Source organism: Vibrio sp. NH-7 (genome assembly GCF_053643215.1).
This window is the reverse complement of the sequence record NZ_CM132188.1, coordinates 1,121,094-1,145,915: the sequence shown is the minus strand read 5'-3', so window position 1 is coordinate 1,145,915 and position 24,822 is coordinate 1,121,094. Positions and strand designations below refer to the sequence as shown.

32 protein-coding genes and 1 pseudogene are annotated in these 24,822 nt (G+C 40.5%); 31 read left to right on the top strand and 2 right to left on the bottom strand.

Features of this window, described 5'->3' with window-relative positions; genetic code table 11:
• Nucleotides 1-235: 235 nt before the first annotated feature.
• Nucleotides 236-625, bottom strand: coding sequence for a hypothetical protein (locus ACUALS_RS19475; RefSeq protein ID WP_454449461.1), 390 nt, complete (start codon nucleotides 623-625; stop codon nucleotides 236-238).
• Between the two features lie 257 nt (nucleotides 626-882).
• Between ACUALS_RS19475 and ACUALS_RS19470 the strand changes: the two genes are divergently transcribed.
• From ACUALS_RS19470 to ACUALS_RS19430, 9 genes are all read left to right on the top strand, one after another.
• Entirely contained in the window at nucleotides 883-1,188 is a 306-nt protein-coding gene (locus ACUALS_RS19470; RefSeq protein ID WP_454449460.1) for a hypothetical protein, read from the top strand.
• Nucleotides 1,189-1,370: 182 nt separating this feature from the next.
• Nucleotides 1,371-2,372 carry a hypothetical protein gene (locus tag ACUALS_RS19465; protein WP_454449459.1) on the top strand — a complete coding sequence of 334 codons (1,002 nt, stop codon included), beginning with the start codon at nucleotides 1,371-1,373 and terminating at the stop codon, nucleotides 2,370-2,372.
• A 216-nt stretch (nucleotides 2,373-2,588) separates the two neighbouring features.
• On the top strand, nucleotides 2,589-2,906 hold the full coding sequence (locus ACUALS_RS19460; protein WP_454449458.1) for a hypothetical protein: 318 nt from the start codon (nucleotides 2,589-2,591) through the stop codon (nucleotides 2,904-2,906).
• A 147-nt stretch (nucleotides 2,907-3,053) separates the two neighbouring features.
• Nucleotides 3,054-3,383, top strand: a complete 330-nt coding sequence (locus ACUALS_RS19455) for a DUF2314 domain-containing protein (protein WP_454449457.1) — start codon at nucleotides 3,054-3,056, stop codon at nucleotides 3,381-3,383.
• 144 nt (nucleotides 3,384-3,527) lie between these two features.
• Nucleotides 3,528-3,887 (top strand): hypothetical protein, encoded by a 360-nt coding sequence (locus tag ACUALS_RS19450; protein WP_032550858.1) that lies wholly within the window; start codon nucleotides 3,528-3,530, stop codon nucleotides 3,885-3,887.
• 596 nt (nucleotides 3,888-4,483) lie between these two features.
• The gene (locus tag ACUALS_RS19445; protein ID WP_454449456.1) at nucleotides 4,484-5,389 is read left to right on the top strand and encodes a hypothetical protein; all 906 of its coding nucleotides are present in this window, start codon (nucleotides 4,484-4,486) and stop codon (nucleotides 5,387-5,389) included.
• A 111-nt stretch (nucleotides 5,390-5,500) separates the two neighbouring features.
• Complete coding sequence (locus ACUALS_RS19440; protein WP_454449434.1) at nucleotides 5,501-5,866, top strand: VanZ family protein; 366 nt, start codon at nucleotides 5,501-5,503, stop codon at nucleotides 5,864-5,866.
• A 192-nt stretch (nucleotides 5,867-6,058) separates the two neighbouring features.
• Nucleotides 6,059-6,799: a hypothetical protein gene (locus ACUALS_RS19435; protein ID WP_454449455.1), complete on the top strand. Its 741-nt coding sequence runs from the start codon at nucleotides 6,059-6,061 to the stop codon at nucleotides 6,797-6,799.
• Nucleotides 6,800-6,936: 137 nt separating this feature from the next.
• The gene (locus ACUALS_RS19430; RefSeq protein WP_454449430.1) at nucleotides 6,937-7,236 is read left to right on the top strand and encodes a hypothetical protein; all 300 of its coding nucleotides are present in this window, start codon (nucleotides 6,937-6,939) and stop codon (nucleotides 7,234-7,236) included.
• 227 nt (nucleotides 7,237-7,463) lie between these two features.
• Here ACUALS_RS19430 and ACUALS_RS19425 read toward each other — a convergent pair whose 3' ends face one another.
• Complete coding sequence (locus tag ACUALS_RS19425) at nucleotides 7,464-7,625, bottom strand: hypothetical protein (RefSeq protein WP_454449454.1); 162 nt, start codon at nucleotides 7,623-7,625, stop codon at nucleotides 7,464-7,466.
• Nucleotides 7,626-7,959: 334 nt separating this feature from the next.
• Between ACUALS_RS19425 and ACUALS_RS19420 the strand changes: the two genes are divergently transcribed.
• The 22 genes and pseudogenes from ACUALS_RS19420 (at nucleotide 7,960) to ACUALS_RS19315 (ending at nucleotide 24,675) form a co-directional block, all read left to right on the top strand.
• Nucleotides 7,960-8,454: a hypothetical protein gene (locus ACUALS_RS19420; RefSeq protein ID WP_454449453.1), complete on the top strand. Its 495-nt coding sequence runs from the start codon at nucleotides 7,960-7,962 to the stop codon at nucleotides 8,452-8,454.
• A 120-nt stretch (nucleotides 8,455-8,574) separates the two neighbouring features.
• Nucleotides 8,575-9,159: a hypothetical protein gene (locus tag ACUALS_RS19415; RefSeq protein ID WP_318117383.1), complete on the top strand. Its 585-nt coding sequence runs from the start codon at nucleotides 8,575-8,577 to the stop codon at nucleotides 9,157-9,159.
• A gap of 106 nt (nucleotides 9,160-9,265) precedes the next feature.
• Nucleotides 9,266-10,057, top strand: coding sequence for a DUF4145 domain-containing protein (locus tag ACUALS_RS19410; protein ID WP_046268218.1), 792 nt, complete (start codon nucleotides 9,266-9,268; stop codon nucleotides 10,055-10,057).
• Between the two features lie 148 nt (nucleotides 10,058-10,205).
• Nucleotides 10,206-10,529 carry a hypothetical protein gene (locus ACUALS_RS19405; protein ID WP_454449452.1) on the top strand — a complete coding sequence of 108 codons (324 nt, stop codon included), beginning with the start codon at nucleotides 10,206-10,208 and terminating at the stop codon, nucleotides 10,527-10,529.
• Nucleotides 10,530-10,685: 156 nt separating this feature from the next.
• On the top strand, nucleotides 10,686-11,231 hold the full coding sequence (locus ACUALS_RS19400; protein WP_454449451.1) for a GNAT family N-acetyltransferase: 546 nt from the start codon (nucleotides 10,686-10,688) through the stop codon (nucleotides 11,229-11,231).
• 139 nt (nucleotides 11,232-11,370) lie between these two features.
• Entirely contained in the window at nucleotides 11,371-11,766 is a 396-nt protein-coding gene (locus ACUALS_RS19395; protein WP_158653459.1) for a hypothetical protein, read from the top strand.
• Nucleotides 11,767-12,444: 678 nt separating this feature from the next.
• Nucleotides 12,445-12,912: a GNAT family N-acetyltransferase gene (locus tag ACUALS_RS19390; protein ID WP_454449450.1), complete on the top strand. Its 468-nt coding sequence runs from the start codon at nucleotides 12,445-12,447 to the stop codon at nucleotides 12,910-12,912.
• 151 nt (nucleotides 12,913-13,063) lie between these two features.
• The gene (locus ACUALS_RS19385; protein ID WP_454449449.1) at nucleotides 13,064-13,495 is read left to right on the top strand and encodes an NUDIX hydrolase; all 432 of its coding nucleotides are present in this window, start codon (nucleotides 13,064-13,066) and stop codon (nucleotides 13,493-13,495) included.
• 147 nt (nucleotides 13,496-13,642) lie between these two features.
• The gene (locus ACUALS_RS19380) at nucleotides 13,643-14,008 is read left to right on the top strand and encodes a VOC family protein (RefSeq protein ID WP_454449448.1); all 366 of its coding nucleotides are present in this window, start codon (nucleotides 13,643-13,645) and stop codon (nucleotides 14,006-14,008) included.
• Nucleotides 14,009-14,226: 218 nt separating this feature from the next.
• A complete protein-coding gene (locus ACUALS_RS19375; protein ID WP_454449447.1) occupies nucleotides 14,227-14,643 on the top strand; it encodes a hypothetical protein in 417 nt (138 codons plus the stop codon).
• A complete protein-coding gene (locus ACUALS_RS19370) occupies nucleotides 14,622-15,026 on the top strand; it encodes a hypothetical protein (protein ID WP_454449446.1) in 405 nt (134 codons plus the stop codon). The genes ACUALS_RS19375 and ACUALS_RS19370 overlap by 22 nt, the downstream gene beginning before the upstream one ends.
• A 149-nt stretch (nucleotides 15,027-15,175) precedes the next feature.
• On the top strand, nucleotides 15,176-15,604 hold the full coding sequence (locus ACUALS_RS19365; RefSeq protein ID WP_454449445.1) for a GNAT family N-acetyltransferase: 429 nt from the start codon (nucleotides 15,176-15,178) through the stop codon (nucleotides 15,602-15,604).
• Nucleotides 15,605-15,783: 179 nt separating this feature from the next.
• On the top strand, nucleotides 15,784-16,089 hold the full coding sequence (locus ACUALS_RS19360) for an NIPSNAP family protein (RefSeq protein ID WP_454449439.1): 306 nt from the start codon (nucleotides 15,784-15,786) through the stop codon (nucleotides 16,087-16,089).
• A 149-nt stretch (nucleotides 16,090-16,238) separates the two neighbouring features.
• Nucleotides 16,239-16,697, top strand: a complete 459-nt coding sequence (locus ACUALS_RS19355; protein WP_454449444.1) for a GNAT family N-acetyltransferase — start codon at nucleotides 16,239-16,241, stop codon at nucleotides 16,695-16,697.
• A 163-nt stretch (nucleotides 16,698-16,860) separates the two neighbouring features.
• Nucleotides 16,861-17,270 (top strand): annotated as a pseudogene (locus ACUALS_RS19350) (cytidine deaminase).
• 689 nt (nucleotides 17,271-17,959) lie between these two features.
• Nucleotides 17,960-18,469 carry a CbrC family protein gene (locus tag ACUALS_RS19345; protein ID WP_193281230.1) on the top strand — a complete coding sequence of 170 codons (510 nt, stop codon included), beginning with the start codon at nucleotides 17,960-17,962 and terminating at the stop codon, nucleotides 18,467-18,469.
• Between the two features lie 711 nt (nucleotides 18,470-19,180).
• Nucleotides 19,181-20,278 (top strand): hypothetical protein, encoded by a 1,098-nt coding sequence (locus tag ACUALS_RS19340; RefSeq protein ID WP_454449443.1) that lies wholly within the window; start codon nucleotides 19,181-19,183, stop codon nucleotides 20,276-20,278.
• Between the two features lie 115 nt (nucleotides 20,279-20,393).
• Complete coding sequence (locus ACUALS_RS19335; protein WP_126576033.1) at nucleotides 20,394-20,849, top strand: GNAT family N-acetyltransferase; 456 nt, start codon at nucleotides 20,394-20,396, stop codon at nucleotides 20,847-20,849.
• Between the two features lie 135 nt (nucleotides 20,850-20,984).
• Nucleotides 20,985-21,341: an SMI1/KNR4 family protein gene (locus ACUALS_RS19330; RefSeq protein ID WP_193286434.1), complete on the top strand. Its 357-nt coding sequence runs from the start codon at nucleotides 20,985-20,987 to the stop codon at nucleotides 21,339-21,341.
• Nucleotides 21,342-21,503: 162 nt separating this feature from the next.
• The gene (locus tag ACUALS_RS19325; protein ID WP_454449442.1) at nucleotides 21,504-21,845 is read left to right on the top strand and encodes a hypothetical protein; all 342 of its coding nucleotides are present in this window, start codon (nucleotides 21,504-21,506) and stop codon (nucleotides 21,843-21,845) included.
• A gap of 796 nt (nucleotides 21,846-22,641) precedes the next feature.
• Nucleotides 22,642-23,487: a hypothetical protein gene (locus tag ACUALS_RS19320; protein ID WP_454449441.1), complete on the top strand. Its 846-nt coding sequence runs from the start codon at nucleotides 22,642-22,644 to the stop codon at nucleotides 23,485-23,487.
• A gap of 717 nt (nucleotides 23,488-24,204) precedes the next feature.
• A complete protein-coding gene (locus ACUALS_RS19315) occupies nucleotides 24,205-24,675 on the top strand; it encodes a GNAT family N-acetyltransferase (protein WP_318106025.1) in 471 nt (156 codons plus the stop codon).
• The last annotated feature ends 147 nt before the right edge of the window (nucleotides 24,676-24,822 follow it).

Below are 24,822 nucleotides of genomic sequence, written 5' to 3'. Positions count from 1 at the left end.
TTTTATCGTTCTTGAATCACAAAAAGTCAGTGGGTGTTTGGTTGCTTATTTTGTTTCGAGTAACCTGCTTTCAAAACAACTTAAACAGTGGTAGAAAACTTCGCCTAACAAGGCGTTTAAGGCGGATTCACAACGCTTAGCGATTTCAGTTCAGGTTAGGTTAAGTGTTTAAGGTACAATGGTTTAGGTTTGGTGGTGTGCGTTGTTCACCACTTAACGCGGCGTTATGTTGCCACTAGTTATCTTTCACCCAGTCACACTGAGCGAGTATATCTTCTAGCTTTACGGTTATATTCTGTTCTGTAGCTTTTGACCATTCACGGTGATCCGCATAGCTTAAGGCTTTCATTCTCGCTGAGTAATAAAGCTTTTGGTCATATTGATCTATTGCCCAAGCGGCGTCCCACCAAATTCTAGAAAGTTCACGCTCTTTATCGCGGTCGTTCTCCTTACCTAAGACCTGTAAATCGTAAAGGTATGCTTTGGTTGCAAGGGCTGCCTTGTACACGTTTTCTATTGCGACCTTTTTATTTTGAAGCTGCTCAATTGATTCTTTCTTCGAGTCCTTCCAAAACTTGATTCCAGACAATATTGCGTTTAGTGAAGCGGGAATAAAAGATGACATGACTAACCTTATGAAATTATTGGATAATAATCTAGCATACATTTTTTGTTCAGAGTATATTTAAATTGCTTTTACGGGCAAAATGAGGTGAATCGAGATTGCAACATAACAAACTGTTTAAGAGTGATTCGCAACGCGTGGCATTTTTACTATGCGTTGAATTTAGTGATTAAGGTGGTATGCGGCGGCATAGGTATAGCGTTGCTCACACCTTAACAGGGCGTTAGCTATAAATGGAAACAACTGAGGTTTATTAAATGTATAAAGATATCAATAAAGTATTAGAGAATATTCATGCCCATTTTGAGATGTCGTTTTCAGAGAAATTTGAAGTTGTTCGTCAGTTTCGTTATGTAGATTTTATCTCAGAAAATTACAATTTTCGTGTTTGTGCTGCGTTTATTCAAGCTCGTATTGCCGAAGACTTCGAAGTTCCGATTCAACAACGGATCGATGAGGTTTTGAAAACTGTTAGTATCGAAAAGGGTGCAGTTTATAACTTTTCAACGAAGTTCGTTGATGAGCCCTTGCCGACGAAATATTGCGTAGAGTTAGTAGAATAAGTGCACATTGTGGGTATATAGCTAACAAACTGTTCAAGAGGGATTCGCAACGCGTGGCATTTTCACTATGCGTTGGTTTTAGTGTTTAAGGCGGTATGCGGCGGCTCTTGTATTGCGTTGCTCACCCCTTAACAGGGCGTTATGTTTTATCATTAATATTCAGGATTACAAAGTAGGCAGGTATGTTGAGAATTGTATTGTTGTTTGTTTTTTCAGCAGTTGTTGGAGCGTCAGAGCCTACACAGTTGTTGCATGAGAATAGTATTGAAAATTTTCAGAAAGAGCTTCACGGATTAAAAAATAATTTAGACAATTTAAGTTTAAAAGTGGAACAAACTGCAATCAACAATGACTCTTCTATCAAAGAGAGTCAATTGGCAATAGAGAAGCTTGGCAGTACTATTATAGCTCAACGTGAAAGTCAGCAAGAACTGGTATCAGTACTTAATGAAATTAAGAAGATAAATAAGTCAAAAACCGATTTACAGTTTGCAATTGAAACTGACGTTCCGTATGTAATTACTGTTTCCATATCGATATTCGCCTCGGTGCTTATAACTTGGCTACTTCTCAGAAGAGACCTGAATGCAAACCATAATAGGCTCATCAAAGAATTTAGACAAAAGTGGGTCAATGATTTTCGAGATACTGTTTCTGCGTATGTAGACATCGCTAGTCAAATTGAAACGTTCCAAAAAAATAACATCTCTTTTTATCTAAGCAGGCATCGCCTTATTGAATTGAAAAATGACTTTGACGAAGAGTTGCAAAAACTGGAAGCACAAGAACTGTCAAAACACGAAAAGGTACGCGTCAAGTTAGCATTGCAACAGGACTTCAAACAGCATACTAGTGATGAAAGAACGGATTACTATCAAGACAAAAATACTGAATATTTAAAGCTAATCTCAAGTGCAAAAATATTAGAGTCAAAGCTTTTACTTCTTCTTAAGCCTGACCTTAGAGAGGACGATAAGTTGGACAAAGATGTATTTGATGCGATTGATGAGCTCAAAGGTATCTTGCATAGTCCTCAAGGAAGACACGGTATTGTCGATTATCATGCTCTAGGTCACTACAGTGAAAAGCTATTAACTGCTACACAGTATTTACTCAAAACTGAGTGGGATCGGATAAAAGAACTGGATGAAAAATCTTGGTTGAACATCCCAAAACGAAACTAAAACATAACAAAGCATTTAAGAGTGATTCGCAACGCTTGGCAGTTTCGCTTCGCTCAAGTATAGCCAAGCGTCGCTCACACCTTAATGCGGCGTTAAATTGATATTGGAGTAGAGATGAATTGGCGAGTTTTTCGTATAGCTATTATTTTAGGAGTAGGTCTGTTTTCGGCTACAAATTATAGCCCGGTAGTCACAAGCCTTACACAAGGTGAGCTAGTGAAATCTTTACTTCTGATCGTTCCTGCTTCTTTGCTAGCGTTGCTGTCAGTTATAGGTTTTCAAGCTGTAAATCCTTTCTCTAAGAAAGTATGGCTGGAACCATCTTGGGACATAAATCCCTTTACCTTAAGTCAGCCCTTAGTCGTTTTTCATTTTTTAGCATGTATCGTAACAGTGCAGGCGTTGGTGAATTTAGTCGTTAGCATTATTAAAGGAGATTTGTATGAGTTTTCTTTGATTGGCTGCGTCGCTGGGTTGTCTATATTGGCAGGCGTTAGGCTAGTTCGAATTGTTTTCCGTCGTAAGTTTCAGTGAAAAATCAATTTAACAAGGCGTTTAAGGCGGATTCACAACGCTTGGCGATTTCAGTTCAAGTTAGCTTTAGTGTTTAAGGTACAATGGTTTAGGTTTGGTGGTAGGCGTTGTTCACCACTTAACGCTGCGTTATGTGTAGGAGGCAGTATGGAACTAGCAACATATAAGAAAGATGGTTACTTTCTTGAGGATGGAGAGTTACTTAGCAAAGAATATCCAGACACGTTTTGGGTTCCTAGTTCTGACGCCCGATCTTCAATTAAGTTAGGGTCTATTGTTAAGCTTATCTTCAATATGCTTGACCCAGACTCCGAAGAAGGGGTTTCTGTTGAACGAATGTGGGTGGAAGTCAAAGAGCTAGAGAAAGGCTTATATGTAGGTACATTGGACAACGATCCATATGGGAACGTATTACTAAAATGCGGTGATAATGTCGTATTTGGTCCTGAGCATATTATTGATATCTACCAAGAATAAACACATAACAAGGCGTTTAAGACGGATTCACAACGCTTGGCGATTTCAGTTCCAGTCAGGTTAAGTGTTTAAGGTGCAATGGGTTAGGTTTGGTGGTTGGCGTTGTTCACCACTTAACGCGGCGTTATGTACTTGGAGAGAAATATGGATTTTCTCGTAGGCGTAGACCTTCAAGATTCATTTGTTTTGGGGTGGAACTACTGCGATCAAACTTTGGAAATTGAACTAGAGTTCAGCATCTGGCCTGAGTCTGAATACTATAAAACTCCAAAGGTAGGTGAGTATACTTGCTATCGCTTGGGCTCTCTTCTGTTTAACGATGTTTCGAGTATTACTGGGCTCTTGAATCAAAGTGATATACAACCGACCCTAGATCCTGATGGCTCAAAAGACTATGGAAACATAGAATACTTCGAAAAGAACCAATCATGTTTCAAGGTTGTTGGTAGCTTTGGGACCATAGAGTTTGAGAGCTCAGGTATTCATTTTGAGCTACGTACATAACAAACTGTTCAAGAGGGATTCGCAACGCGTGGCATTTTTACTATGCGTTGATTTTTTTGATTAAGGTGGTTTGCGGCGGCATCGGTATTGCGTTGCTCACCCCTTAACAGGGCGTTATGCGGCAGAGGGTGATAAGGGGCTAGAGCTTGAGTCCTAGCCCAATTAAACAACTACTACTTAGTTCTTACAGCCGTTTTTGTCACATGTAATTTTACTGTGTGAGTCGCTCCAATGAGATGCTTCTTTCTTGGTGTCAAAGCCACAACCAGTAGTACCTCCTTTTTTGCCTTTATTAACGACTCCAGTGGGTGTGTGTTTTACTGCCATAAACGTACTTCATATCTATCACCAGTATTGGTGCCCGTATTTTACTTCTGAGAACAGTTTTAAAGTGTGTGCTTGGTTGCTTATTTCATCTCAAAGTAAGGTAAAATTAAACTTTGCGAGCAACCGCATAACAAACTGTTTAAGAGTGATTCGCAACGCGTGGCATTTTTACTATGCGTTGCGCTCAGTGTTTAAGGTGGTATGCGGGAGCTTAGGTATTGCGTTGCTCACACCTTAACAGGGCGTTATATTTTTGAGAGGAAGTACAGTTGAAATATGAACATAGAATAGTAGCTTTTATTGATATTTTGGGTTTCAAAGCTCTGCTAAATGATACGGTAGACAACAAAGGTAACGATGATGAAGCTGCTATAGAAGCAGTTGTATCTGCATATGAAGCAATTCGTGATATCTGGGATCTAGATACTCAATCAAAACTCGAAGATTTTGGCGTATCTCATGCATCTGATTCTCGAGAGGTTTCTATCTTTTCTGATTGTTTAGTAGTTTCTTTCTTAGTTGATCAGCCCAAAGAAGTTTTCTTCACTCTTATCGATATTCAACTGCTAATAATGAACCTGTTATCAAGAAATATACTCTGTCGCGGAGCTATTTCTATTGGCAAGTTTATTCACACTAGTAAATACCTTTTTGGTCCCGCTTTGGTTGAGGCTTATACATTGGAGTCTAAAGCGGCTTTGTATCCAAGGGTGATTTTGGATAGAGCTGTTATCGAGGCTGGCATTGAGCATAGCTCTATGAGTAATAACTCCAGTTTTGATACTGATTTGATTAACTCATTGTTAAAGCAAGATTCCGATGGTATGTACTACATCGATTATTTCTATGGTGCACAATCAGAATTGAATGATCCAGAGTATGATTTTCCTAATTATATTTCTAATTTAGGTCAAATAATTCGTAAGGGATTAATGAGTGCATCTCATCACAGTAAAGCTGATATAAGGGTTAAGTACCTTTGGATGCGGGAAAGGTATAACGATATGATCGATATAGTGACATCTAAAGATGCAATTGAAAATTTGGAAAGTCGAGGTCAGTTTGATCTCGTAAATTTCTATAAAAGTTTGAAGAAAATCAGCCCTAACCGTTACGCTAAGCAACTTGGTGTTAGTGCAAAAAAATATAACAAAGCGTTTAAGAGTGATTCGTAACGCAGGGCATTTTCATTATGCGTCGTATTCTGTGTTTAAAGTGTAATGCAGTGGCTTTGGCATTGCGTTACTCACACCTTAACGCGGCATTATAGCGATTCGGAGAATATCTTGAAATTTTTGTTAAACGTAGTTCAACTTCATTGGTTGCTATTGACCGCTTTAATAGTTACGGCAATTACTGTTTTGTCTCTATATCCGCTGGATAATCTTCCTTCCGTTCCAGGGACAGATAAAACTCACCATTTTATTGCTTATGGGGCTTTGGCATTTCCAGTAGCGTTAGCGAGACCTGAAAAGTGGTTGTTATTTATCCTAGGTTTCTTAGTTTATAGTGGAGTTATTGAATTAGTTCAGCCATATGTAAATCGTTATGGTGAGTGGCTCGACTTAGGTGCAAATGGTTTAGGGCTATTTGTAGGTATTTTAATTGCTTCTTTTGTTCGGTCGATTTTCCTGAAAGAAAAATCGCTATAACAAGGCGTTTAAGGCAGATTCCCAACGCTTGACGTTTTGTATTCTAAGTTGGGTTAAGTGTTTACAGTGTAATGGTCTAGGTTAGGTGGTAAGCGTTGCTCACTACTTAACGCGGCGTTAGGCTTCGTAATTGTACAAGCCCTTACTTGTGGTGTGGTATTCTAAAGGTTGTTGTAAATTTGGATAAAAATTATGTGTAATAAACTTCTAACGTCAGTGCTAGCGAGCTTCCTACTATCAGGATGTGTGTACTCTGTCCATACTTCCAAACTTGATACACCAATTAAGAAGCAAGTTTTAGAAGAGCAGGAGGCAACTAACTTTTACTCTGAAATGTCGATTGATAATGTAGAAAAAACGGCATCAATTGGCGATGAGTTGTTTAATGTAGCTCGTTATTACGAAACTGTTGATTTCTATGAAATCATTCCGTTTTCTAGCCCAACTAGTGTTCGTTTCCCTCAGAATCAAGAATGGACAGCAACTCACGAATACAATGACGGTGTATCTGGTGATTTACTCGTATATACAACTCCCGCATACCACCGCAGCCAAATCGGTGTAATTTTGGATGAACAGTATGTTGTTTCCACTTCAGAGCCGCTGGTTCAACTTAGTGGTGCAAAAGAAGGGCGTCGTTGGAAGCTGGCTGGAGAGGGTAAATTTTTCTCTTTAAGAGAAAAAAGCAGCCGTGTTACAGACGACCCACGTTGGGGATTGAGATTTGGTGGTGTTCAATCAGGAATGTATGTTTTTGAAATTATTAATCGCTCTGAGTCAACAGTTACCGAAGTTTTACAAACTTTGAAAGTTACTGAACAAGATTTTATGTCGGGTTTTGTAGTAAGAAATGTATTTGTAAAAGGGACTCGTAGCTATAAGGCTGGTGTTATTGGGTTTAAAGCTAAAGACTTGAAAGCAACCAAAGCCTAACAAGGCGTTTAAGACGGATTCCCAACGCTTGGCGACTTGAGTTCAAATCAGTTTTAGTGTTTCAGGTGCAATGGTTTAAGTTAAGTGGTTGGCGTTGCTCACCACTTAACGCGGCGTTAGAGCGCAGGAGAAAAATAATGAATATGACGGAGATAATTGAATACGTTTCATATCTTATCGCTGGCATTATTATCGCTCCCTTCGGCTTTATGTTGTTTAAAGAATTCATCGGTAAAGATCGCAAGACGGTCACAGATGAAGTCAAATCTACGGTAGGAGACGAATCGAGAAAGTTTCTGGGCGGTAGATATGGTGATGCAGTTGTAGGTCAGTTTGTCGAGTTTAAACTGATAATAACGATAGGTTTGCCAGTAGTTCTATTTCTAGGGATCTCTTCCTTGGTAAATTCTCTTTTGAAAGTTCTGTTCAACCTGTGAGTTGCGCTCTAACAATCTGTTCAAGAGGGATTCGCAACGCGTGGCATTTTCACTATGCGTTGATTTTAGTGATTAAGGTGGTGTGCGGTGGCTTCGGTATTGCGTTGCTCACCCCTTAACAGGGCGTTATGTTTACTTGTATTTCAAAGGCTTAAATACCTTAGGCTCTAGTTCTTTGTCCCTTTGGCAATCGTCCCTAGTAGACTCAGCAAATCCGCATTGTCGGTCTAAGTTCTTGAATCTCTCAGCCCGTAAAACATGCCAATGTTCGCGGGTTGCTTCATTGTCAGGTCGTGGCGGTCGGCTTCTTGTTTAACTGGCTCTAAGTCGCTTTCAGGTTCATTATCAAGCAGCATTTCAGCTTGGCAGTTGCCTCGGCAATTCAACATTGTTTTGCGCTTTGGTCGGAAATACAGGGCGTTTGTGGGTGCTTAGTCGGGTTGCCTCATTGGGCAGGGAAGTGGAATTACTCGTTTCTGGTTGGTCGCCTTTGGTGGCCAAGTCGGTTCTTGTCTTGTGGTTCGGTTCAGAAAACTAGTTAGAAATAGCAGTTCTTTCTCAATTAAGTCAGTAACTTGTGGTAAAACATAACAAACTGTTCAAGAGGGATTCGCAACGCGTGGCATTTTCACTATGCGTTGGTTTTAGTGTTTAAGGTGGTATGCGGCGGCTTTGGTATTGCGTTGCTCACCCCTTAACAGAGCGTTATATGAAAGGATGCACATGGAAACAGAACATATAATATCGATGTCAGCGGCTGTTATAGCTCTTTCTGCATTGGGCGTCTCAGTGTGGCAAAGTGTGCTGAATCGAGAATATTTCCGCAAATCTACAAAGCCACATTTATGTATCGATCAGACTTTAACAGATGAAAAACTCTTGGGGTTTACGTTGCAGAACAATGGGTTGGGTCCAGCTATTATTACTGATTTCTGTGTTCTAGTTGATGGTTATCGATTATGTAGTCTACATCCCGATGACCAGATGGAGAAGGCATTTTCGATACTTGGTATCGACCAAATAGGATATGGTTGCTATATACCGTCAAAGCAACAATCCATCTCGACAGGTTGTACACTACAGCTACTTGAAATCGATGATGCATCCTATTCATCAGATATACAGGTTGGAATTGAGCAAATAGCTACATCAATTACTTTCGAAATTGAATACGAGTCAATATACGGAGAAAAATTTAGGTATGCGGGTAACGAATAAATTCATATAACAAAGAATTTAAGAGTGATTCGCAACGCTTGGCAGTTTCGCTTCGCTCAAGTATAGCCAAGCGTCGCTCACACCTTAATGCGGCGTTATATTGTTTTTGGAGTTCAGCGTTTGGAAATTGATGAAATAATAGCTTTAACTCGGGAAATTATCTCGGATCATTCTTGTAATGTTGACAATGATGAAGAGCTTTTTCCTATCGTATCTGTTGCTACAAGCGATGCGTATAACTCGGTTATCGACAGCTTTTACCTCTTAGAGGATACACAACTAGCTAAACATTCGTTTCTAGAGCGAAATCCATCATTGCCATTTGGTGATCTCTATTTGTACTTCTATGGTGTCCTCAATGCTGTTTATATGCAGCAGCAAGCGCTGTTAGTTTTGCTAAGAAAAATGGGTATGGAGTTTGAACTAAGCGAAATTCAAGGTTGTAAGATCTTCGATATTAGAAACAGCTTTGCTGCCCATGGTGCAAATAGAGGTGTCAGAAAGATCAAGGAACATAGCTTTATTCTAGACCGTCATGCTCTTCGACAAGGCAAGTTAAAAGGATACTCTGCCAATCATGATAGCGGCTTTCTATCTCATGACACTGATGCTTCAACTTTGATTTCAGAGTGGGACAAAGTGTTTTCTAAGTATCTGGAACGTATCTTAGGCATAATAAAAAAGAACTACGAAACCACAATATAACAAAGCATTTAAGAGTGATTCGCAACGCTCGGCATTTTCGCTTCGCTCAAGTATAGCCGAGCGCAGCTCACTCCTTAATGCGGCGTTATATTTTTAGGAGATATTGGTGTTTAAAAAAGAGTTTTGGTCTAAATTATCTGAGCTTCAACCGCTGGGTAATTACCCTGCATTACCTTGCCCATACTGTAACAGTTTAAACTTAGAGCCAGATGTAGAGAGTTTTAGTGCTAGGGGCTTGTCTGGACGTGCAGGGAAGGCATATGTCGAGAAATTCAGAGATAATGACTTACTAGATCTCGTGAAAGATGAAGATAATAATTTTTTAAAATTAGCGGCTACTTTCATCACGATTGCAAATGAGGCAGGTTATAGCCCTTACCAGTTCATTGCTTTCTTTAAGTGCAAAATGTGTAATGAAAGTGTGTCCGCCACTGGATTTGCTAAAATCCCAAACGATAAAACTAATCGAATACGCCAAATCAAGGTAGAAAGCTTTAATCCTCCAGTTTCTCTATTCCCACTGAACAGTACTACCCCTAATTCTGTAAACGAAGAATTGTTAAGCTCTTTTAACCACTATTTCTCGGACACTTGTTCGGCTGGAAGTAGGTTAAGAAGAGCCATTGAAAAATTATGCGCTGAACTAGGCTTTTCTCAAGGGAATCTACATAGAAGAATTCAAAGTATGGCTAAAGAGTTTCCTCAAGAAGCTCGTTGGTTAGAATCACTTAAACTTGTTGGTAATGAGGCAACTCATGCCGACCGTGTGTCAGAAGACGACTTGTTAGACTCATACAAAGTATTTGAAGTCGTATTAGATATTTTTAGACGCAAGCAGTTAGACCCAGAAATTGATAGCACAGTACTCAAGCTGGAAAACAAGTACAAAAAAATATAACAAAGCATTTAAGAGTGATTCGCAACGCTTGGCAGTTTCGCTTCGCTCAAGTATAGCCAAGCGTCGCTCACACCTTAATGCCGCGTTAGGCAAATGGAGGAAAAATGGAGTTTACTCTCAAATGTGAAAACATGAACCCTTTCAGAGGTTGATCTACGAATGGAAGGTTACTAAAGGTACAGATGAAATTATCGGCGTTTATGTAGGCAAAGCTTCAAATGGAATTAGTCGTCCTTTAAAAGACTATAAAAGGAATGTCGCCAAAATTATCGCAAAGAAGCCATATCGGAAATCTAACCCTGAGGGCTTTAGAAAAGTTCATCTTGCTCTGCATACGGCAGTAGTAAACAAACATTCTATCGAATTAACAATTCTTGAAAATGTTACTGAAGGGCAATGTATTAACTTACTTGAGCAGCAATACATATCTAAGGCTAGGGAAAAGCACGGGAAGTTCTGCTTAAACGGTTAGATTTGCCTAACAAACTGTTCAAGAGGGATTCGCAACACGTGGCATTTTTACTATGCGTTGGTTTTAGTGTTTAAGGCGGTATGCGGCGACTTCGGTATTGCGTTGCTCACCCCTTAACAGGGCGTTATGCGTAATTGATGGAGTACCGAGAATTAGATGGAAGTAGTAGAAGCGGAAAAATCGGATTTAGATTCATTCTTTGTGTATCTAGAAAATCAGCTGTCTGAAAATGGTAATGGAGAAGTTCCTCTTTTCCAGCCAATGTCCAGAGAGCAAAGTGAAATTCCAGAAACAACAAAAGATAAGTTTATCCAAGGCTTTTCTCATCAGTTTGGCGACTTAGGTTGGAGAAAGCTTTGGGTTGTAAAAGACACCTCTGGAAATATCAAAGGTCATATCGATCTTCGCCACCACAGTGATGAAAGCTGTTCTCACAGAGTTCTATTAGGTATGGGCGTAGATGTTTCTTGTCGGAAGCAAGGTCTTGGTCAAAGACTCATTGATGCTGTTATAAATTTCTGCCAAGAAAAAGCTGAAATTGACTGGCTTGATCTTTGTGTATTATCAGAGAATTTCCCAGCAAAGAACCTCTACCTAAAGGCAGGGTTTAATGTTGTTGGAGAGTTCCAAGATCAATATAGAATCGACGGTTTGTCAGTCTCGGAAACAGCAATGACAAAGTACGTCAAAAATTACGCATAACAAACTGTTTAAGAGGGATTCGCAACGCGTGGCATTTTCACTATGCGTTGGTTTTAGTGTTTAAGGTGGTATGCGGCGGCTTCGGTAATGCGTTGCTCACCCCTTAACAGGGCGTTAGGCTATTGAGGAGAATTTGAGCTTGAAAACAGTTTGCGTAGCTCTAAGTATGTTGCTTATTTCATCGCTTGCATATGCAGCAGTCGTTCCTGGTTTTCAGGGGCATTATGAGCGGTATAACAATGATCAATTGGATACTGACACTGCCTTTATTGACTTAACTAAGGTGGGTTCGAACACATACGAACTATCTGGCACATCAGTTTGGGTAGGTGACTCTTCTTCTGGCCTTGTGAATTTTGGAGAAATCGACGGAGTTGTAACGTTAAAAGGTAATCAAATAGACTATGACGTTGACGGCTGTACTCTCCAAGTTTTGTTAGATCAAGATACCCTCGTAGTTAGCAAAGACAACGGTTGTGGCGGGTTAAATGTCACCTTCAATGGGACGTATGTGAGAATCTCAGAGGGTCAATAGCCTAACAAACTGTTCAAGAGGGATTCGCAACGCGTGGCATTTTCACTATGCGTTGGTTTAAGTGATTAGGGTGGTATGCGGCGGTTTCGGTATTGCGTTGCTCACCCCTTAACAGGGCGTTATGCGACTGTAAGAAAAATTATCTCATCTCTCGTTTTCGTTCTCTTTGGCCATCCATTTTCGGTGTCGGCAACTTAGCATTATCGACTCAATTTCATGAATCTCTTAGGCCGTAAAATATGCCAACATTCGCGGGTTGCCTCATTGGTTTTCAGAGCCGGTGCGTGGAAGTTTTGCTGGGTTCAAAGTGTGGAAAGGGCAAGTCAATCGATGCTCAGTATTTGTTAAACGTTCGGCGCCGCTAGGTTAGGTGGTTTAAAAGCAACATTGTTGCTGAAAGGCCGCATTCGTGGTTGTCGGGACTTTGGCTGTAACATAGTGACTCTGCTGTTTCTTGAATCACAAAAAGTGTTTGGTTTGTTTGTTGTTTTTCGTGCTTAAGGTAGTCTGCATTGGGCTAAGTTGGCTTATGCGTGCAAATTCGCATAACAAGGCGTTTAAGGCAGATTCCCAACGCTTGGCATTTTTGCTTCTACTTCAAATTTAGTGGTTATGGCACAATGCGTTATGTAAGGTAGTGGCGTTGTTCACCCCTTAATTGGGCGTTAGGTTAATAATATGATTTCATTAAGAAACGTGGATTTATCTGATTTTGATAGCTTGCGAGTATATGCCCAAAGTATCGACAGCGATCAGTATATGTCTCGTTATTTACCTCGCGGTCAAACTTTTGAACAGATGCAGGCAAATACGTTTGTTTGGAAAGTAATTGTAGTAGACAAGGAATCATCAGGTGTTATTTGGCTTGAGCGAACCGTTAATGCCGAGTGTGCGGTCTTAGGGATTATGCTTTTTGACTCCATACACTTTGGTAAAGGCATTGGAACTCATGCTATAAAATTATTGCTTTCTTATCTTGAAAAGCAAAAATTGGTTAGAACAATCAGTTTGAATGTTCGAGAGTCGAATCAAAGGGCTATTTCATGTTACAAACAGGTTGGTTTTGAAGCTGTAGGTTCAGGCTTAAAGATACAAAACCATATAGAAATACCGTATATCAAAATGCAACTTAGTTTAACCTTTTGAGTCATTAACCTAACAAAGCATTTAAGAGTGATTCCTAACGCTTGGCATTTTTTCATTCCATCGTTAAGTTCAGTGTTTACGGTGGTATGGTTGAGTTTCGTGGTTGCGTTACTCACACCTTAATGCGGCGTTATATGCACGGGAGAGTTCAGTGGAAGAAAGAATCCGAAAAAGGGAAGTAAAAGTCTGCCCTGTAGTGCTCAGAAAATCAGGAAACTATCGTGAGTTACTGTTGTTTGAACATCCATTAGCTGAGGTTCAACTTGTTAAAGGAACACTAGAACCGTCGGATATTTCTATTGAAAGTGCTGCTTTGAGAGAGCTAGAAGAAGAATCTGGGTTATCTAGTGTATCAAGTGCTCATTATCTCGACTGCTGGGAAAGCGACTTTCAAAATCAACTGTGGCATTTTGTGCTTTGCGAAATAGACCAAGAACTACCGAATAGCTGGAGTTTCTTTACTCAAGATGACGGTGGGCATGAGTTTAATTTCTTCTGGCATAAAGTAGGAAGTAAGCCCGATTTTAAGTGTCATAAAGTATTCTTTGACGCCATTAAGCAAGTCGAAATTCTGTGCATATAACAAACAATTTAAGAGGGATTCCCAACGCTTGGCATTTTTGGTTCTACTTCCAATTTAGTGTTTATGGCACAATGCTTTAGGTTGGGTGGTAGCGTTGCTCACCCCTTAATTGGGCGTTAGGCTACAAACAGTCGCTATAAAATGGAGATGGAAAACCTGAATGCCGTAGAAATAAAGTCATTCGTTCCCGCTAAAGACTTTGAATGCTCTAAGCGCTTTTATCAGACAATGGGTTTTGAAATGGCATCTGAGTTTGACGGAATCGCATACTTCAAATCAGGCTCTTATTCTTTCTTGCTTCAAGACTTTTACGAACCTGCTCACAGCAACAACTTTATGATGCACCTCTTAGTTGAAGATGCGCAAAGTTGGTATGCACATGTTTTAAAACTCAATCTAGACAAAGAGTTTGGTGTAAAGGTTACAGAGCTTATTGAGCAGCCGTGGGGAATGCTCGAGTTTTGTCTAACAGATCCGAGTGGTGTGTTGTGGCGCATAGGCGAAAATCAGTAGCCTAACAAGGCGTTTAAGGCAGATTCCCAACGCTTGGCGGTTTGTATTCTAAGTTGGGTTTAGCGTTTAAGGTGTAATGGTTTAGGTTGGGTGGTAGGCGTTGCTCACTACTTAACGCGGCGTTATGTTTATCTTCGGCACTTTCACTAAGTTATTGAGGTCTTTGTCCTGAGTTTGCTGTAAAGTATCAGGTAGTTAAAATGTGTAAGTGAAACTTTATGAATAAGAATGATTTCGAGAGTCTAGTTGAGATAAGACTCAAGGAAGCGAAGCTCTTATTGGATGGTGGCAGCCCACAAGGGGCGTACTATCTTGCAGGGTACGCTTTAGAAGCAGCACTAAAAGCTTCAATTTGCATGCAAGTGAAAGAAAATGACTTTCCTGATAAAAAGTTAGCAGTTGCGTGCCATACTCATAATTTAAAAGACTTGATTGGTGTCGCAGGTTTGAAGCAGAAGTTAACCGAAAAAGAAAACCAAGACGAGGAATTTAAAGTTAACTGGGCGGTGGCTAAAGACTGGGCAGAAACCACAAGGTATGAAACGGACATCGATGAGATTAAAGCAAACGACCTCTACGATGCGATAACAGATGAAGATTCAGGTGTATTGGTATGGTTAAAGAATTATTGGTAAGCGAAACACTTTCTGACGCCATGATCAAATCTGGTGTTCAGCTAGTTCAGCAGTTAGACCTTGCAGAGGCTGACGTTCAGTCAGCTTTCTGGTTTTTTATTTCTGAGGAGCATACTTGGAAATTAATTTTTGCTTCTCCAAGAGTAAGTAAAGAGGGACCTAGAAAATACTATAAGAGAATTATCGAAGCTAATAAGGCTATTTCAGATGAATCTCAGAAAATCTCTTTAAGTGACATCGGAGTTTCAACAACTGACAACTCTATGGTTCAATTGTTGTCTACGATGATTAAGACGGACTCATCCATAAACCACATTAGATTTTCAAAAAACACGATAAATGGGCATTTCATTGATGACGTTTACATTTATAGGATGCAATAAACATAACAAAGCATTTAAGAGTGATTCCCAACGCTTGGCATTTTTTGTTTAAGTTAACTTAAGTGTTTACGTCGCAATAATTAAGGTGTGGTGGTAGCGTTGCTCACACCTTAACGCGGCGTTATACGCTTTTGAGGAAATAGCCCAATATGAACAAGGTAGTATTCAGAAATTGCGATGAAAATACCCAGTGTTGGGTTGCTCTAGAGAAGCTGTTTCAAACGGAATGGTCTGATTTTCGATTCGTAGATACCTATCAACCCGAAGCTAACCTTCCACCGGTGATTGTTGCCCTCAGAGACAATCAAGTTATTGGTGGTCTCGCATACTCGCGCTTCAAAGAACCTTATGGTGACTTAGAAGTTATTTGGTTTAACGCTGTTTATGTTTCACCAGAGTGGCGTGGTCAAGGTATTGCCAGTGAACTGATTAACCGAGGTGTTAGTCAGGTATCGGCAACAACTCAAAGTAACCTGTATGCTTACACAAATGTACCATCGCTGTATGAGTCTTTAGGTTGGTTAGCGGTTGACATTGAAAGTAAACCAAATCATCAAGTTATGAAAGTTTCGTTGTAGTGTCAGCACGCGTATAACAAAGCGTTTAAGACGGATTCCCAACGCTCGGCATTTTCGGTTTGCTTCAGCTTAAGTGTTTACGGCACAATGGTTTAGGTAGGGTGGTCTGCGTTGCTCACCACTTAACGCGGCGTTATGCGTAGCCCACAAAATCAAGCAATTAGAAGGAATTAATGCTCATGATTACTTGCTATGTCAGGTATGTAATAGACCCTAAAAAGGTTAAAGAGTTCGAAGAATACGCGAAAACGTGGATTCCATTGGTTGAAAGGTTTGGTGGTCAGCACAATGGCTATTTTCTTCCATCTGAAGGTGCGAACAATATTGCTCTCGCTCTATTCACGTTTGAAAGTTTATCGGCTTATGAAGAGTACCGAGTTAAATCTCTAAAAGATCCAGAATGTATTAAAGCATTCGAATTTGCAGACAAGGTGGATTGTATCATCAGTTATGAACGTAGCTTTTTTAGACCAGTGCTAAGCTGAGAAACTACACATAACAAAGCGTTTAAGGCAGATTCGCAACGCTCGGCATTTTCGGTTTGCTTTGAATTTAGTGTTTACGGCACAATGGTTTAGGTAGGGCGGTTTGCGTTTCTCACTACTTAACGCAGCGTTATGTTGTAGGAGGAAAAATGGACTTAAGTATCTACAAAATGGAGCTTTTAGCTTCGGAGCACATCAAGGAAGTTACGTCACTTTGGCGTGAATCAATGATGGAAGCTTTAGGCATACAGCCGGTCCACTCTTTTGAATCTCAAGCGTACTTTCTCGAACATATCCTACCTAGTAGTTACCAAGTGTTAGTTGTTGTCCGTATCGATAACTCCGATCCGGTTGCCTTTATGGCCAGTTCGGAAACAGAAATAAGCCAACTGTACGTTTCACCTAAATTCCAAGGAAAAGGTATCGGCTCGTACTTACTGAGCCAAGCCAAAGAACAATCGAATGGTTCTCTTACTTTACGGACGTTTGAAGTAAATGAGAAAGCTCAGAGGTTCTACCGTGCACATGGTTTTGTTGTTCGGCCTGGAAACAGTGAAAATAAAGAAGGGCTTCCAGACTTAGAGTGTCAGTGGAAAGGGAAAGGTTAGGTTTACAACATAACAAGCAATTTAAGAGGGATTCACAACGCTTGGCACTTTTGCTTCTACTTCAAATTTAGTGTTTATGGCACAATGCGTTAGGTTGGGTGGAGGCGTTGTTCACCCCTTAATTGGGCGTTATAGCGCTCGATAAAATTGAATATGGATGGTCATGGATAATATCGAAAAAGAGCTCTATCAAGCAGCAATAGAACTGGTAAATGTCGATATCCTTCTGGTTGGGGTGGAGCTGCGGCTGTTAGAACAGAGTCAGGAAGAATATTGACAAGCATTGCTCCTGATACGAAAAACGATGCTCTTTCACTATGCATGGAAGTGGGAGCGTATTTAGAGGCTCACAAACTCAATGAGCGAGTGACCCACTCATTATGCCTGTGTCGTGAGAGCGAGAACGATGAATTTCTAATCTTGTCACCATGCGGAGTTTGCCAAGAGCGCCTTGTCCATTGGGGTGGGGATGTCAAAGCAGCAATTACGACTCCAGAGAATGCATTGGTTTTCAAAACTATACGAGAATTAATGCCTCATCATTGGTCACTTGTAAACGGCAAAGCACTATAACAAGGCGTTTAAGGCAGATTCCCAACGCTTGGCGCTCAGCATTTAAAGTTTAGTTTTGTGTTTACGGTGCAAAGGTTTAGGTTAGGTGGTTAGCGTTGCTCACTACTTAACGCGGCGTTAGGCGACGGGCAAAAAAGTTCTTTGTTCTCATCTCTTAGTTCTCTTTGACCATTCGCTTTTCTAAGTCGGCAATTCTACATTGTCGGCTCAAATTCTTGAACCTCTCCAGCCGTAAAACATGCCAATGTTCATGGGTTGCCTCATTGGTTTTTGGAGACGGTTAGTGGCGATTTTCACTGGCTCAAAGTATGGCAAGGCAAGTTAATCGAGGCTTTCGCTCTTGCTTTACGTTTGCAGCTTTATGCTTAGTCTTTTCAAAAGCAACTTGATCGCTGAAAGTCTGTATTTCGTGGTTGTCGAAATTTCGGCTGAAACATAGTGGCTTTTATGGTTCTTGAATCACAAAAAGTCAGTGGGTGTTTGGTTGCTTATTTGGTTTCGGGTAATCTGCTTTCAAACATCCTTGAACACTGGTGGGAAATTTCGCCTAACAAGGCGTTTAAGACGGATTCACAACGCTTGGCGATTTCACTTCCAGTTTAAGTAAGTGTTTAAGGTACAATGGCTTAGGCTTGGTGGTTAGCGTTGTTCACCACTTAACGTGGCGTTATGTGCCAGAAGGAGTACAAATGAAATTTGAGTTTTTCTCTGATACGGAAAACTTTGCATTCAAGGTTGATGAACCAACACAGTGCTCAGTTTGTTTTAAAGTAGGCATATGGTTCGACGCTGGAATGTACCCAGGGCAAAATGACATCGATTGTATATGTGATTCTTGTTTGTCTTCTGGCGCTTTGATAGAACTAGATATTGAACCTAACGATTGCGCTGAGAGTGATACAGAAGACTCAAAGACGGTCACCTATAAAACTCCATCCTTACCATGTTGGCAAGAGCATGAGTGGCCATTTATTAGTGGCCAGTATCCAGTTTTTGAGCGAATAGCTTCAAAAGAGGACTTCACAGATAAACAAGAATTCATTGAAGCTTATATTCCGGAAGATACCGATGCAGACTTTGATTGGTTATGGGCAACGTTACCGAATGAAAGGCTTAAGAATTACAAAGAGGCTGGTAATGTCTCAGTATATTTGTTTAGTCTTGGTAAACGGAAATATTGGTTTTTCGATTGTAACTAGCACATAACAAAGCGTTTAAGACAGATTCCCAACGCTTGGTATTTTTCATTCCATCGTTGGTTTTTGTGTTTACGGTGGTATGGTCAGATTTCGTGGTGGCGTTGCTCACTACTTAACGCGGCGTTAGGCGACGGGCAGGAAAGTTCTCTGTTCTCATTTTCTTAGTTCTCTTTGAGCATTCGTTTTTCTAAGTCGGCAATTCACCATTGCCGGCTCAAATTCTTGAACCTCTCTAACCGTAAAACATGCCAATGCTCATGGGTTGCCTCATTGGTTTTCAGCGTTGGTTGGTGGCAAGTTTCGATGGCTCGAAGTGTGGCAAGGGCAAGTCAATTGAGGCTTTCGTTCTCGCTTTAAGTTTGCAGCTTTACGTTTCGCTTCCTCAAAAGCAACTTGAACGCTGAAAGTCAGCATTTCGTGGTTGTTGAAACCTTGGCTGAAACATAGTGATATTTGTGGTTCTTGAATCACAAAAAGTCAGTGGGTGTTTGGTTGCTTATTCGGTTTCGGGTAATCTGCTTTCAAACAACCTTAAACCCCGGTGGGAAACTTCGCCTAACAAGGCGTTTAAGGCGGATTCACAACGCTTGGCGATCTCAGTTTAAATTGAATTTAGTGTTTAAGGTACAAAGGGTTAGGTATAGTGGTTTGCGTTGTTCACCACTTAACGCAGCGTTATGCATTTTCTTAGTTGGTCGTTACGGAGGTAAAATGGCACAAGGTATAATTTCAGACAATTGGTCTCTTCAAGATATATCCAGCTTATTTGTTTATGGCATGGAAAATACCTCGGCACACGAAATAACGGTAGAAAATGGTGAGCACCATTTTAAAGATGTTAGTTACCCTTCAATTCAGACTGAGGCTCTATTTGATTTCTTAACGGATTTAGTTTTAAGGGATGAGATCTTAGTTGAAGAGAAATTTGAACATGCTTGGGTAGAGGCTAATAGTCCCATACTAGCAGCGAAAGAGTTAGGAGTCGTGAGGAGTTATCCATTCCTAGAAGAGCCTTATAAGTTAGTCGAGCCGCGTAATCGTATCATTGAGCATATGAGTTCAACTGAATCCCTAAAACTGGCTCATCAAGAGAATGTATTGAGTTGGAAAGAAACGAAAAGGGTTCAGAGTCCACTTCTTTCAGCAACCATGTGGGGTGGTGCAGGTATGTGCGCTCGTAGTTTTGTTTACGAGCGTAGTTACACACCTCATCCTCTTAGAAAGCGGTTTTTTGTCAATTCTGGTTTTATGCTGCCAGCAGGTGATGCTTTGCATCAACTTACCTCATTTCTGAATGACGAGCAGATGAGGGTATCAAAAAAAGTCTATGGAACAGACGCTTTGTATTCTCTATTTGTAAATATGCCTGCAATCCCAGTCAGAGTTATTCAGGAGGCTTCTTCACCTAGCGAGCTTATCCATGTCGCTCTCCAAATGAGAGAGGACTTTTCACAGTTGAGGGATTGGCTAAAGTTATTTCAAAATGCACTTTCTGAAGACAATGTTAAGGAAATTGCTAATTATCGTAGACAATTAGATTCAATATCTGAATATGTGAATTCTAAAATAGGAATGGGGTCCATTCATAAGCCTGTAACCATGGAAGCTGGCGTGGGTATTTTTAAAATGGTCACACAAGCTAACCCGGTTAATACTCTTAAAAATCAATTTGGTATAAGAGCAACGTTGAACAGTTTGATTTTTGGGTCCAACGGCAAGCAAGAAATTAAAAAGTTTATCAATATGTTTGAACAGAGAGGCACCGTGGTTGGGTACGATATAGAACAGCACTTCACAAAAAATGCATAACAAAGCATTTAAGAGTGATTCGCAACGCTTGGCAGTTTCGCTTCGCTCAAGTATAGCCAAGCGCCGCTCACACCTTAATGCGGCGTTAGCAGCCAGAAGTAATAAGGAGCCATAAATGGAATTAAAGTATCGTTCAGCTGATTTTGAAGATTTGGAAAGTCTTGTAGCTTTGCTTTCAAATGACCCACTTGGTAGTAAAAGAGAAGATGCGTCTGTTCCGCTGAATAGTGGGTATCTTGAAGCGTTCGAAGCAATTGTAAGAGACCCAAATAACGAATTACTTGTTGTTGAGCTGGAAAACTCTCTAGTCGGGATGCTTCAAATTACTTTTATTCCTTACCTAACGCATATTGGTAGTTGGCGTTGCCTTATCGAAGGTGTTCGAATCCATAGTGACTATCGTGGACAAGGCTTCGGTGAGCAAATGTTCGCACATGCCATCGAACTGGCAAAAAATAAAGGCTGTACAATCGTTCAGCTAACAAGTGACAAGCAGCGTCCTGATGCAATCAGGTTCTATGAGAAACTTGGATTTAAAGCAACACATGAAGGGTTTAAACTCGCGTTGTAAGTTGCTGCTAACAAAGCATTTAAGAGTGATTCGCAACGCTTGGCATTTTCGCTTCGCTCAAGTATAGCCAATCGTCGCTCACACCTTAATGCGGCGTTAGTTGTACTAGTTAGCGTCATGAAAACGGATAGATTTATGGTTAAAACAATTACAGATGCCGAATTAGATGAAGTTCAAAGAATATTGGGTTTTGAATTTCCGCTTGAATATATAGAGTTCGTTAAATCTGGTTATGACCTAGGCGACGCTCCTATTGAAGCTTTAGAAATATTGAACCCTCCCAGTTATGCAAATATCTTCGAGACACTGAAAAATGCTCGAGAGTATTACGATTTACCCGTGGAACTGTTACCTATATGCGAAGATAACTCTGATTATTACTGTTTAAACGCTACTGGTGAAGTAGTGTTTTGGTCACACAACGGTGTAACAGATGAGAAATGGGCAAATATAGCCGAGTGGCGAGCACAAATGATCGCGGAATCTGAGTAGTAAACGTAAAACTAACAAGGCGTTTAAGGCGGATTCACAACGCTTGGCGGTTTCAGTTCCAGTCAGGTTTAGTGTTTAAGGTACAGGGGTCAGGTTTGGTGGTTGGCGTTGTTCACCACTTAACGCGGCGTTATGCGCTATATCGTTCAAAAAGGATATCGAATGAATAAGTTATTAGAAGAGTTGCTAAAACGAGGGTTCAAAGCAAAAATACGCAATAAGAGTATATTTGTTCGTCTGTCTTTGTTGTCATATCCAGTATCAATATCTCACAACACTGAACGGAATACCTACGAGTTAAATATTGAATACTGGCGCTATGCTGTCGTAATGATAGGACTGTTGATCAATGTAATAGTCGGTTTTGTTTACGGATATGTCATTCTAAGTTCCTTCATATTGGCCATTGTCTTGTTGCAACCAGTAGGGTTGTTAATATCAAAATCTAGATCCAAGAAGCTAAAAGAATATCTTGAATCAGTTAATGGTGAAGTACGCGCATAACAAGGCGTTTAAGGCAGATTCCCAACGCTTGGCATTTTTGCTTCTACTGCAAGTTTAGTGTTTATGTACAATGCTTTTAGGTTGGGCGGTAGCGTTGCTCACCCCTTAATTGGGCGTTATGTTTACTTGTATTTCAAGGGCTTAAGTTTCTTAGGCTGAAGTTCTTTGTCCCTCTGGCAATCCGTCCCTAGTAGACTCAGCAAATCCGCATTGTCGGTCTAAGTTCTTGACTCTCTCAGCCCGTAAAACATGCCAATGTTCGCGGGTTGCTTCATTGTCAGGCCGTGGCGGTTGGCTTCTGATTTAACTGGCTCAAAGTCGCTTCTAGGTTCTTCGCCAATTAGCATTTCGGCTTGGCAGTTGCCTCGGCAATTTGCCATTGTTTTGTGCTTTGGTTGGAAAGACAGGGCGCTTGTTGGATCTTAGTCGGGTTGCCTCATTGGGAAGGGAAGTGGACTTGCTTGTTTTAGGTTGGTCGCTTTTGACAGCCAAGTTGGTTCTAGCCTTGCGGTTTGCTTCAGAAAACTAGTTAGAAATTGCAGTTTTTTCTCAATTAAATCATGTGTTTGTGGTAAAGCATAACAAACAATTCAACAGTGATTCGCAACGCTTGGCGCTCTCACTTCGGGTGAATTTAGTGTTTACGGCGCAATATTCAAGTTCAGTGTATGCGCTGCTCACACGTTAATTGGGCGTTATGCTAACCTCTTACTCCATTATCTCATTGTTTTTTAGCCTAAAATTTGCTTAGATCTGTGGAATTAGGTGACTATTCCTTATTGTAGGTTAAGCAAGTATGACAAAAGTGAATGCTGGTGCGGCATTAAAGAGAAAAGAACTAGTTACAAAAAAAACTGAGGCCGCACTTGTTGAGTATGAAAAGAGATATGGGGAAACCATTGTTCCTTCTGAATTTTATGCTTTCACGAAAGAGCACGGAGGTTTTGCTGAGGTAAATAGTGGAGCACTTGAGCGCTCAAAAGTTAAGTTAAAAGAACTTGTGCAAAAGAAAGGTTTAACCTATTTAAGAAAGAGGAATGTTAGTAAAACACCGAAGCAGTTGTTAACTTTTTTGCAAGATGCGAATGTTGTTTATGTTGCAGATATGGGTGTAAATGACTTAATTGATGCTATAGCGAAGCATCAGAAAGTAGGCTTTGGAGATGTGCAGTCTTATGTAAATCGAGTTTTTGGGCCCGCCGAGATATTCTTTGATCTATTTGTAAGTGGCATTGAAGTAACAGAAGAAAGCATTCAAGATTTATCACAAGCTGAACTTAAAAAATTGTTCTCAAAAAAACATTTGAAGCTAAAGGAACAAAAATCTATAAGTATCCCTGATAAGACAATTGACTCCGAATATCTCTACTCATTTAGAGCTAAACCGGGTGTGTGGGTATTTGGTAGGACCGCAACTATTGAGCATGCTCTCGCCGACCAGAAATCTAAAGGAGTACTTGGAGAATTAATTGAAGTTAGAGTGTTTGAGTCGAGTAATGCAGACTTTGTAGAAAAGTTGGTTTCTGTCGAGCTTGAGCGGGTTGGTGCTGTTAAAGTAGAAAACAGTACGCAACAGTATTACATAAAGAGTGCTGCGGCGATTGCTCTTTGGAATTATGTTCTTCAACTGGCTAAATCTTAAACCACATTAGCATAACAATCTGTTTAAGAGTGATTCGCAACGCTTGGCATTTTTGCTATGCGTTGCGTTTTGTGTTTAAAGTGCTTTGCAGTAGCATCGGTATTGCGTTGCTCACACCTTAACAGGGCGTTAGGCATCAAAGGTTACAAATGTACAGCTCGATATTGATAATATTGTTTGGTCTTTTGGTTTCGCTTGGTGCAGTTTCGGGTACTTGCACACAGGGAGATGATGGGCGTTTTTATGCTTCGATAATGTATGGCTCAGTACTGTTCATTTTCATCATAGTCAGGCTTCTTCGAGAAAATAGAGGTTCAAAATTTACATGGATTACGCCCTTAATTGCTTTGTTGGCTGCTATGTTGGTAACTTATTTCTGGGCTCCTTTTGTAATTGAAACGACCATTGAAGGTCATCATTTGTGTGGCAAAGAATTTGATTATCATTTGGTAGAGTCTGATGTTTGGTCTAGAGGCATACCGACGCTTCATATTGTTCTCTCGTTGGTTATTTTCATGCTTTCATTTTGGAAGTTAATTAGGTGCAAAACGGGTAAGTAGTTTGTGGTGACAAGATGCCTAACAAACTGTTCAAGAGGGATTCGCAACGCGCGGCATTTTTACTATGCGTTGGTTTAAGTGGTTAAGGTGGTATGCGGCAGCTTCGGTATTGCGTTGCTCACCCCTTAACAGGGCGTTAGCTGCTTGGAGAAGATTTATGGTTCGTGTAGCCCAAATCAAAGATTTAGATGTGTTGGTTAGCCTTTTCATTGCTGAGAATGAGCACAACTCAGACTTAGTCCCAGATGTTGTTCGCAAAACTGAAGATGTACTAAATGAGACTGAGCTTCAAGACATTCTATCTGATGAAAATCAGTTGCTTATTGTTAGCGAGCACGATGGAAAGGTAGTCGGAGCTTTATTGGGGAATCTCACTGACGTTAAAGAGCGTCGTTGGACGCAATCACGAACGTATGGATATATTGAAGAGTTAATCGTTTCTAGCGAAGCTCGAAAGCTGGGTGTAGCTACAGGGCTAGTTTCTTACTTTTCTAAGTGGGCTAGTGCTCTTGGCGCTAGTTCAGTTGACCTGCATGTTTGGTCAAATAACACAGGAGCTATCGGTTTTTATACTAGCGCCGGATTCGAATCAAAACAGAACCTGCTCTCCAAAAAGCTACGCAGCTAACAAAGCGTTTAAGGCGGATTCTCAACGCTTGGCATTTTTCATTCCATTGTTGAGTTCAGTGTTTACGGTGGTATGGTTGAGTTTTGTGGTCGCGTTGCTCACACCTTAATGCGGCGTTAGTTGCCCTCTCAATATCGCATGTTCAAT